Consider the following 9928-nt stretch of genomic DNA (forward strand, 5'->3'; position numbering starts at 1 on the left):
CCTTTTGGGAGGAGTAGAATATTATAGAGGTATTATTATTTTCTTGGTATTTCGTTGCAAAAGTAAGTAACATATCCTAAAATGAGTACTAACCAAAATATTCGCGGATTGGAGAATGCCCCTTCATGAAAGAGTTCGCACAGAAAGTTGCAGTAACCCTTCTGGTTATCCTCGCCTTTGTTTTGATTCCACTCCTGATCTATCATACTCTGCCTTATTTTGCTCCTTTTATCTTTGCTTTACTGTTCGCCCTTCTCTTAGATCCTTTTAATCAATGGTTAATGAAATTATTGAAGATCAATCGCCCCATTGCTTCGAATATTTCTTATTTCTTATTTTTGGGAGGGGTTATACTTCTTTCTTATTTTATTATTACCAAGATTATTAGTGAAGCTTATGAATTAATAAAATTCATTCAAAGGAATATTCCCAATATCCAAGTTTGGTTTAGAGACTTTTTCCAACAAATCAATGATTTTATCTCCATTTTTCCTCCCGAGTTAGGGTACCAAATCAACCAGGCTATTAATGGGTTTGTTAATCAATTATCAAATATTAATCTCCTCTCAACTTGGGGTGTCCAAACTATCTCGATTACTGCCACAATTCCTAACTTTTTCTTCACCGTGCTAATTTTCTTCATTGCTCTATACATAATTAATTTAGACTTAAACAGAATCAACCAAAGGTTTTTCTCCTATTTCAAGAGTAGTTCTAAACCCAAAGCTATTGCAGTTCTTTCGGACCTACGCAATGCAACCATTGGCTTTCTCAAAGCACAGATCATTCTAAGCACGATTACTTATGTTATTAGTTTAGGCGGCTTAGTCATTTTAAATGTACGCTATGCCTTAGTGCTGGCCTTGCTGATAGTCTTTGTAGATATTTTGCCGATTCTGGGAACCGGCTCAGTCCTTGTCCCTTGGGGTCTATTTTGCCTCACTCGGGGGGATTTATTCCGTGGCCTTGGGCTAATTCTTTTGTTTATTATCATAACTGTATTTCGCAAGATTATTGAACCGAAAATCCTCGGGGAAAGAATCGGCCTTGGTCCCTTAGCCACTTTGATTTCTATCTGGGTTGGTTTTAAAGTTCTGGGGGTATTAGGAGTATTCTTAGCTCCGCTCTTGATTATTCTTTATAAAGCCTTAGTAAAGGCGAAAGTAATCAGATATCGCTTTAAAATTTAGCCGGTTTGAACCGGCTTTTCCTATACGTTTGTTATTTCTCATAATTAGTTTATACTTTATTTAGAATCTGTTTACGGAAAATCAAGACGAGGATTCTATAATAAAAATAGGAAGCTTCCTGTTAAATAAAAAGGAGTGAATAGCTTTGAAATTAAAAAAGAAAACGGCGATTATCGCGGGTTTTACGGTAGGAGCATTGCTTTTTGCCACCACGGCCTTTGCGGATATCGTCAGTAAAAGCGGCTATGAGCAATTAAAGGACGGGTTTAAAATTGCCGCGGAAAAAGCCAGCAGCGAGTATGACAACTATACTATGGAATGGACGTCTGTAATCAAGGATAATGGGAATGTGCTGGAAGCTACTAGTTCCATTGAAAAATATGACCGAATTAAGAAAGCTTCTGTAAACATTAATACTACAGAAAGATCTAACGGACAAACTAACACGTATTATTCCTATAACGATACCCATACTACCATTCGTAGCGGTATGGATGATGGCAAAGTCTATGTAGGTGAATATCCGGAAGGGCGGGAGGCTTACCTCTTTAATAACCCCTTTAAGGAAGATGAAGCTGAAGATGTAGAACGTATTATCGATGCGGTAGTCGGCAGCCTGAAGGATCATGTGATTGTTACTGAGAATCCCGACGGCACCAAGGAATTAAACGGTTCACTATCGGAAATGCAAATTCCAACCTTGGTTAATGCGGTATCATCCCTAATTTTGAAACAAGAGTTTCATAATACGAACATTGATAACGGCAGACCAAATCTAACGAAAAATATTGCTGTACATGAGGTGACCGGCTCAGCTTCTCTGAACAAGGATGGTGCCTTGGAGAATATCCTGGCTCTTGCCAAGGTAAAGGGTACCGATGCTAATGGACAGGAACATGAGATAACCATCGAAATTTTAGGCAGTCTTAAGGATATTAACTCCACTGTCGTTGCCAAACCTGATCTTACCGGCAAAGAGGTTGTTAAAGAAACTCTTAGAGACCAGAGTATAATCAGTAATCCTCAAAAGTATGTCGGAACCTACAGTAATAATATTGTAATTGAAAAAGACGGTAAGTTTGTTAAAGCCGGGGAGAGAATCCTGGAAATCACGCAAATCGATGCCAATGGCATGACCGGACGTTATCATGAAGAATACAAGCCCGGATTCGAAAATTATGCGGAAAAGGTGAATGAGTTTAGCTTTAATGCTACTTTCCAGAATAAGGATATGCGGGATGCCAGGGTGGAAATACCCTCCGACAGCGGTGGCAAGCTGGAAGCTTTTTTCTATCTAGATGATTACCAAGGTAAAGTAAACTTCCATTTGAACAAACCATATATGGGTATGGGAACGGGAATTATGTTTGATTCCACCTTCAATCCTGTCCTAGAATAAGTACAAGGGCCATAGGAATACTAATAGCTGCCGGGGATATCTCCGGCAGCTCTTTCGGACTTGCCCAGGGAGGTAGTGCATGGAAAAAGTCATCGAGATCAAAAATCTGACGAAACTTTACAAGAATGGTCGTGGTATCAGCGACCTGAATCTGGATATCTATCAAGGTGAAATCTTTGGTTTTCTCGGTCCTAATGGCGCCGGCAAAACCACGGCTATGAAAATAATGACCGGACTCATCTCTCCGGACCGGGGAGATGTGAAGATCTTTGGCCATAGTATACTGGAAGAATACGAGCAGGCAATGGCTAAGGTAGGGTGTATTATTGAAATACCGGAAACCTATCCCTACCTTACGGCCTACGATAATTTAAGACAGCTGGCCCGGTTCTATCCTGATGTAGACCGGAAAAGGATTGAAGAAGTTTTGGAGTTAACGGGCATGCTGCGCTACAAGGATGAAAAACCCAAACGTTTTTCCTTGGGAATGAAACAGCGCTTGGGGATTTCGGCAGCAATTCTGTCCCGTCCACAAGTGGTTATTCTTGACGAACCTTTAAACGGCCTTGATGTAGAAGGAATGATCGAGATTCGTAAGTTGATTCTTCATTTAGCCGAGCAGGAGCAAACGACCTTTTTTATCTCCAGCCACCTCATTCATGATGTAGAACTGACCTGCAATAAGATTGGGGTAATTTATAACGGGCTGCTCCTTAATGTTCAGAGTACGGAAGAAATCCTTAAGAATTATGCAACACTAGAGAATTATTTTGTAAGTGAGGTCGAACGCAATGGCCGTGTTTCAAGCAGCACTTATCAATGAGCTTGAGAAATTACGTAAGAAAAAGAAAGCCATCGTAGCAGTTGTTCTTTCCTTGCTAATTATCGTAATTGGACAATTGCTGGTCCTGGGCGTACGGATGGGATTTGGCATCCGTGGAGCGGGAAGTGCCGATTTTCCGATGTTGGTCTTATCGGTGGCTGCCAATACCTTGCTCCCCTTGTTCGCGGCCTTGGTTGCGATTGACAGTTTCTCCGGAGAATTCGCTCAAAATACCATGCGAATCACTTTGACCCGTCCCGTCAGCCGGTTTAAGTTGTTCAGTGCCAAGGTAGCGGCTATTGGCATCTTCATCCTGACTAATCTGGGGTTGCTGCTGGTTTTTTCCGTATTGGCCGGGTTGGTTTTTAATGGGGATTCCATATCTTTCAGTGGGTTTTTAAAAACCATTGTCGCTTATTTGGTGAGCTTTTTTCCCATGTTTGTTTTAGCTTTAGGTATTGTCTTTTTGGCTAATGTCCTCAAGAGCGGCATCTCCGTCTTTTTTCTTTCCGTTCTTTGTTTTATCCTTTTTAAGGGATTGGGAATTTTATTCTCTCAGTACTCAGGTCTCTTGATTACTTCTTATTTTGATTGGTATAGTCTTTGGCTGGCTAATTCCTTTCCGTTTATGAAAATTTTACGGGAGCTTTTATTAATGTTAGGATATGCTATACTTTTCTTCACAGGGGCTTTTTACCTCTTTGATAAAAAAGAATTTTAGGGTGACATAATGAACCTAAAACGCCGCTTTATTCTAGCCAATGCTTTGACCGTAATCATCCCTGTGACGATTACGGTTCTTAGTGCTATGGCCTATATTTTTATTGCCGGAAAAATATCCGGCACTGAACATTCCTTTAATAATACGCAACAAATTGCCCAGTTGACTTTTGAATTGGTTGGCAATAAAAACAGTATTCTGCGGCAACATCCGGAGTTAATTGAAGACCCTTCCTTCCAAAAGGAACTGGCATCCCGCTTAGCCGGTATTAATGGTGAAGTTGCCGCACTTCAGGGCGATGAAATAATTTTTTCCTCTCGTAATCTGACAGCTATCGATGTGGCTAAGCTTAAAAAAACCACCGAGAAGTTCTCCGATGAGTTGATTGTGATCGGGAACCAATCTTATAGTGTCCAAGCTATTAATTTAACTTCTCAAGCAAGAACATGGAGGGGAGAGGGGATCTTATTCTTTCTTGTACCGGTTAATCCTGCTACTTTCAATACTACTAATTTTGTAGTCTTTAGTGGAATTATCTTTGTTATTTCCTTTATGGCTGCCAATATAATCATTTCCTACGACTTTTCTCGTACCATCCTTTCACCGCTGCATAATTTGCGGAAAGCGGCCACGGAAATTACGCGGGGTAATCTAAATTATGAGATAGTGGAAGAGGGGGACCAAGAAGTTAGGGAGCTTTGCCGTGATCTTGAGTTAATGCGCCTCCAATTGAAAAATTCCGTCCATACCCAGCTTAAATTTGAAGAAAATCGAAAAATGCTTATCTCCAGTATTTCTCATGATTTAAAGACTCCGGTCACCTCGATTAAAGGTTATGTGGAAGGGCTGATTGATGGGATTGCTAATTCCCCTGAGAAAAAGGAAAGGTATCTTAAGACAATTTATCGCAAGGCGGAATTAATCCACACGATGATTGATGATCTCCTGCTCTATGCCAAACTAGACCTCAATCAGATCCCCTTTAATTTTCAAAAAACGGATATTGAGGCCTTTCTAATTGATGGACTCCAGGAAATTGAACCGGAAATGGAGCATTACGGGATAAAAGCCCGCTTTATCTGCGAACTTACCGGATCGAAATTGATTCCACTTGATCGCGAACAGATGATGCGAGTCATTATTAATATCATCGATAATTCTCGCAAGTATATGAATAAAGAGGAAGGGAAAATAACGATTACCCTACGGGAAACACCTTCCAGTGTAATTATTGAAGTAGAAGACAATGGCCGCGGCATACCGGAAAAAGATGTAGCCAAGATATTTGACCGTTTTTATCGTTCCGATATGGCTCGTACTGAAATTAAAGGCAGCGGACTTGGTTTAGCTATAGCAAAACAGATCGTGGAAGGCCATGAAGGCCGGATTTGGGCTATAAGTCGAAAAGGGGAGGGGACATGTATTCTTATCTCTCTTCCTCGCAATTAAGCACACGTTCTACCTTGACCTAATATCGCCTTTTCATTTATCAGTGAATTCGATAAGCAATATGGATTTTATGGACATAAGGGTACGGAAGGAGAGCGTTGGAAAATGAAGCGAATTTTGATTGTCGAAGATGATTCCAGTATTGCTGAATTGCAAAGGGATTATCTAGAAGTAGCGGGTTTTGATGTATCAATTGCCGGAGACGGCGTGGATGGGTTAAGGGCTATCCAGAATCACGAATATGATCTGATTATCCTAGATATTATGTTACCGGGGCTAGATGGATTAGAAATCCTTAAGAGCATGAAGGAAGATAAAGATATCCCTGTATTATTGGTTTCCGCCAAGAAAGAAGAAATAGACAAGATCAAAGGCTTAAGTCTAGGAGCAGATGATTATATTACTAAGCCCTTTAGCCCAGGTGAGTTGGTTGCCAGGGTCAAGGCCCATATTGAAAATTACGAGCGCCTTAAGCAGCGTTTTAATACCGGAATGAAAAAACGACAGTCTATAACGATTCGGGGACTTAAAATAGAAAAAGATTCCCGCCGGGTTTTCGTCAATAATCTCGAGGTTGCCCTAGCTCAAAAAGAATTTGACTTATTACTTTATTTAGCCCAAAACCCAAATCGGGTTTTTGGTAGGGAAGAGCTCTTTGAACGAATCTGGGGATTGGAATCCTTAGGGGATTCGGCAACGGTTACGGTGCATATCGCTAGAATTAGGGAGAAAATTGAGGCTGACCCCTCCAAACCACAATATATTGAAACAGTTTGGGGGGCGGGCTATCGTTTCCGAGTTTAGCGGGTTAATTTTATGCATTACCGGATGGAAATAATATTGGGTCAAAATACCTCGCTAATCGCTCAGTATGACATAGGCCATAAGTCGTGTCATCCTGAGCAAGGTGCGAAGGATCTTTTTCGAGAGCAGAAAGATCGTCATGTTAGGGAGGCAAATAATGAAGGAAGAAGAATTGTTAGCATTACTTAAAGGGGTTAAAGATGGTAGTGTTTCCTGCGCTAAAGCCCTACAGGAATTAAAAAACCTTCCCTATGAAGACCTGGGCTTTGCCAAAGTTGATCATCACCGGGCGCTTCGTAATGGCTTCCCCGAAGTAGTTTTTTGTCTGGGAAAAACCAGGGAACATATTGTCCAAATCATGGCTAACCTAAATAAACACAGTCAAAATGTTTTAGCCACCAGGGCCACACCGGAGGTATACGAAGCAGTCAGAGTAAACATTCCCGAAGCTGTCTATTCTGAACTCGCCCGTGTTATTACGATTAATAAGGCACCTATCCCTAAAAGGGGAAAGGTTCTTATCCTAAGCGCCGGGACAGCAGACTTGCCGGTGGCGGAAGAAGCAGCGATTACCGCGGATATAATGGGGTGTTTGGTCGAAAGGCTCTATGATGTAGGCGTGGCCGGCATTCACCGTCTTTTAGATAACACCGATAAACTTCAAGCTGCCGAGGTTATTATCGTCGTAGCCGGTATGGAAGGTGCTTTAGCCAGTGTTGTTGGGGGACTGACCGACAAACCTGTGATTGCCGTTCCCACAAGTGTGGGTTATGGTGCCAGTTTTGGCGGACTTGCCGCTTTATTAGCGATGTTAAATAGTTGTGCTGCCGGGATTGGGGTAGTCAATATTGATAATGGCTTCGGTGCCGGTGCCTTGGCTAATTCGGTCATAAAGAGCATCTATTTTCGTTAAGTATGATGCACATTAAAAATAATGAGCTATACTTTTGGTTGAAATAATCGAATAGCTTATAGTATAATACTCTATGTTTCTTGATTCTCTATAATTCATGTATACAATATTACTTCACTATTTGTAATAATACATAATACATAGAGAATTATTATTTACAAAGGCGGCTTATTTTAAGTAAGCTATAGCTATAGGTTTAGAGAGTGAAAAGGGCGGTGAATTTTGTGGCAACAAACCCCATTGAAATGCCAGCTACGGTGGAGCGCAAGCTGCCACCTGTATTAGAATTAGTTCGCGGTAATATTATGAAACATGGTAATCCTTTAGCCCTCAAAGGCAGTGAAGTATCTGCATGGGCTAAGGAATTGAATTTGCCTAAGACAGGAGATCTCCTCTTTTATACCGGTGGAGAATATCAACTTCTACCCTTTATTGATTCCCTGGTTAAAACTATGACCATCATGGATGCTAATAGCAAAGGATTCTCCATGTTGATGGGGGCTCGCAATATTATTGAAAAGACGGGCATTAATCCGGAAAAGATTTATGCCTCGGTCTTGGCTCAAGATAAGGAGCGTTTTAATGCAGTTTCCCTAAAAGCCGCGCGAATCCTGCAAAGCCTGGGCTATAGCTTGTGTTATTCCGGTGAAGATGAATTATACAGCGGAGCCTTACTCTATGAACTGGGATTTTGGGAAGACTTTGCCGAGTATGCCAAAAGAGTTGCCCGGGTATTTGAGGCCAGTAAGGCCAAAACCATTGTCTGCCTTTCTCCTCATGCTGCCGAGGTAATTAAGCTTATGTATCCTAAATTTGGGGCTCATCATAACCTGGAAGTCAAAACTTTTGTTGAGCTTGTATGGGAACAAAAACACAAATTGCCAAAGGTAAATACCGGTGACTCCGTGGTGATCCATGATTCTTGCCGCTTGGCTAGAGATCTGGGAATTACCGAAGAAATTCGCGACGTCTTAAGTGCTATGGGGGTAGAGTTCAAAGAGCCTTTCCGCAATCGCAGCTGGACAACATGCTGTGGTGGACCCAATAAGTTCATGTTCCCCGAGCTATCCCATACTATAGCAGGAAGACGTGTTGAGGAACTCCGGGAGACCGGTGCGGATCTCATCATTACCTCTTGTCCTTATTGCCTATCTTCTCTGCAAGGAGGAGCAGACAAAAAGGATAGAGACGGAATTGCTGACTTGATTGAATTCTTATATAAGGGGATAGTAGGATGAGTTTTTCTGGCAAAGCAAATGCCGCGAATTTACAAAAAGAGTTCGGCACCTATTCTAAAGATATTGATCGGGCTCAACATGATGAAAATATTCGTAAAGCCATCTCACGGGCTGTAAAGGCTTACCGCGAGACTACCGATAAGACAATGAGACGTTTTCCCCAAACTCCGGAATTAGCTGCCGAAGTACGGGAGATCAAAAGTCGTTCTGTTGCTCAAAGAAAAGAGCTTCTTGCCCAAGCTATGGAATCCGTAGAAAGCAATAAGGGCAAAGCCTTCTATGCCAAAGATAAGCATGAAGCCTTGGTAATCGCCAGTGAGATTATCGGTAAAGGGAAAAGTATTGTCAAAGGCAAGAGTATGCTCGGGGAAGAACTGCATCTTCGTGAATACTTAGAGGAAGCAGGAAATGAAGTATGGGAAACCGACCTTGGCGAATTTATCCTTCAGCTAAAAAAGGATCGTCCGATGCATATCTTGTCTCCGGCTATTCATGTGCCCCGGGAAAAGGTTGCCGAGATTTTTACCGGTTTTTTTGGTAAAGAAATAGAGCCTGATATTGCCAAGGAAGTAGCAGTGGTTCGGGATTTTATGCGGGAAAAGTACTTTACCGCAGATGTAGGAATCAGTTCCGCCAACGTAGTAGCTGCGGACACCGGTGCTTTCGTGATTATTGAAAACGAAGGAAATGTGCGACTTTGTACGGCTGCTCCTCCGGTGCATCTTTTGATTGTCGGAACGGAGAAAATAGTTCCCACCTTCCAAGAAGCTATGAAGGTAGCTGAAGTAACTTGGCGTTATGCCCAATATCCGGTACCCGCTTATGTCAATATAATCACCGGACCCAGCAAAACCGGAGATATTGAAAAAGTGACCACCTATGGTGCACACGGTCCCAAAGAGTTTTATGTGATCTTTGTTGATAATGGTCGGGAAAAGATGGCTGAGGACGATGATTTCAAGCAGGCGTCCCATTGTTTACGCTGCGGCGGCTGCATGTATGAATGTCCTGTCTTCCAAGTCACTGCGGGAACCTTTGGGGAAACCTACCTGGGCGGAATCGGGACCATCTGGAATGTCTTTACCTCCGGTGGTTTGGAAGCCACTGCCCCGCAAATTTATACTTGTCTCCGTTGTGGTCGCTGTATGGAACGCTGCCCCATGCAGATTGATGTGCCTAATATGGTGGGAGAATTGAGAAACCGGCTTTCTAATGGTGAAGTCATGGAATAGAAGCAGATAATTTTGCAAAGAAAAACCTCCTTGGATCGTGGGAAACATGATGCCAGGGAGGTTTTTTATGGTTTTAATCTGGTTCTAGGGTGCCTGAATTGTTCGGTATCTACGTTGCATAAACCGTAATCTTAAGATTAGACAAAAACCATTGGTACC

At 42.0% G+C, this 9928-nt stretch carries 9 protein-coding genes; all 9 read left to right on the forward strand.

Annotated features, from left to right (window positions below; translation table 11 throughout):
- Nucleotides 1-125 precede the first annotated feature (125 nt).
- The 9 genes from ytvI (at nt 126) to AC1U9U_RS05370 (ending at nt 9769) form a co-directional block, all read left to right on the forward strand.
- The gene (gene ytvI / locus AC1U9U_RS05330) at nt 126-1190 is read left to right on the forward strand and encodes a sporulation integral membrane protein YtvI (RefSeq protein ID WP_479959515.1); all 1065 of its coding nucleotides are present in this window, start codon (nt 126-128) and stop codon (nt 1188-1190) included.
- A 145-nt stretch (nt 1191-1335) separates the two neighbouring features.
- Entirely contained in the window at nt 1336-2589 is a 1254-nt protein-coding gene (locus AC1U9U_RS05335; RefSeq protein WP_479959516.1) for a hypothetical protein, read from the forward strand.
- Nucleotides 2590-2668: 79 nt separating this feature from the next.
- Entirely contained in the window at nt 2669-3412 is a 744-nt protein-coding gene (locus tag AC1U9U_RS05340; RefSeq protein WP_479959517.1) for an ABC transporter ATP-binding protein, read from the forward strand.
- Nucleotides 3381-4133: an ABC transporter permease gene (locus AC1U9U_RS05345; protein ID WP_479959518.1), complete on the forward strand. Its 753-nt coding sequence runs from the start codon at nt 3381-3383 to the stop codon at nt 4131-4133. Before AC1U9U_RS05340 ends, AC1U9U_RS05345 begins: the two co-directional genes overlap by 32 nt.
- Nucleotides 4134-4142: 9 nt before the next feature.
- Nucleotides 4143-5582, forward strand: coding sequence for a sensor histidine kinase (locus tag AC1U9U_RS05350; RefSeq protein ID WP_479959519.1), 1440 nt, complete (start codon nt 4143-4145; stop codon nt 5580-5582).
- 105 nt (nt 5583-5687) lie between these two features.
- Nucleotides 5688-6386, forward strand: coding sequence for a response regulator transcription factor (locus AC1U9U_RS05355; protein ID WP_479959520.1), 699 nt, complete (start codon nt 5688-5690; stop codon nt 6384-6386).
- Between the two features lie 157 nt (nt 6387-6543).
- Nucleotides 6544-7299: a nickel pincer cofactor biosynthesis protein LarB gene (gene larB, locus AC1U9U_RS05360; protein ID WP_479959521.1), complete on the forward strand. Its 756-nt coding sequence runs from the start codon at nt 6544-6546 to the stop codon at nt 7297-7299.
- A gap of 245 nt (nt 7300-7544) precedes the next feature.
- On the forward strand, nt 7545-8537 hold the full coding sequence (locus AC1U9U_RS05365; RefSeq protein WP_479959526.1) for a (Fe-S)-binding protein: 993 nt from the start codon (nt 7545-7547) through the stop codon (nt 8535-8537).
- A complete protein-coding gene (locus AC1U9U_RS05370) occupies nt 8534-9769 on the forward strand; it encodes an LUD domain-containing protein (protein ID WP_479959522.1) in 1236 nt (411 codons plus the stop codon). The genes AC1U9U_RS05365 and AC1U9U_RS05370 overlap by 4 nt, the downstream gene beginning before the upstream one ends.
- The last annotated feature ends 159 nt before the right edge of the window (nt 9770-9928 follow it).

Source organism: Desulfitobacterium sp., from assembly GCF_982384815.1.

Excerpts from the sequence above, each read along its gene's own strand:
- ytvI (WP_479959515.1), top strand. The coding sequence starts at position 126 with ATGAAAGAGTTCGCACAGAAAGTTGCAGTAACCCTTCTGGTTATCCTC.
- AC1U9U_RS05340 (WP_479959517.1), top strand. The coding sequence starts at position 2,669 with ATGGAAAAAGTCATCGAGATCAAAAATCTGACGAAACTTTACAAGAAT.
- AC1U9U_RS05345 (WP_479959518.1), top strand. The coding sequence starts at position 3,381 with ATGGCCGTGTTTCAAGCAGCACTTATCAATGAGCTTGAGAAATTACGT.
- AC1U9U_RS05350 (WP_479959519.1), top strand. The coding sequence starts at position 4,143 with ATGAACCTAAAACGCCGCTTTATTCTAGCCAATGCTTTGACCGTAATC.
- AC1U9U_RS05355 (WP_479959520.1), top strand. The coding sequence starts at position 5,688 with ATGAAGCGAATTTTGATTGTCGAAGATGATTCCAGTATTGCTGAATTG.
- larB (WP_479959521.1), top strand. The coding sequence starts at position 6,544 with ATGAAGGAAGAAGAATTGTTAGCATTACTTAAAGGGGTTAAAGATGGT.
- AC1U9U_RS05365 (WP_479959526.1), top strand. The coding sequence starts at position 7,545 with ATGCCAGCTACGGTGGAGCGCAAGCTGCCACCTGTATTAGAATTAGTT.
- AC1U9U_RS05370 (WP_479959522.1), top strand. The coding sequence starts at position 8,534 with ATGAGTTTTTCTGGCAAAGCAAATGCCGCGAATTTACAAAAAGAGTTC.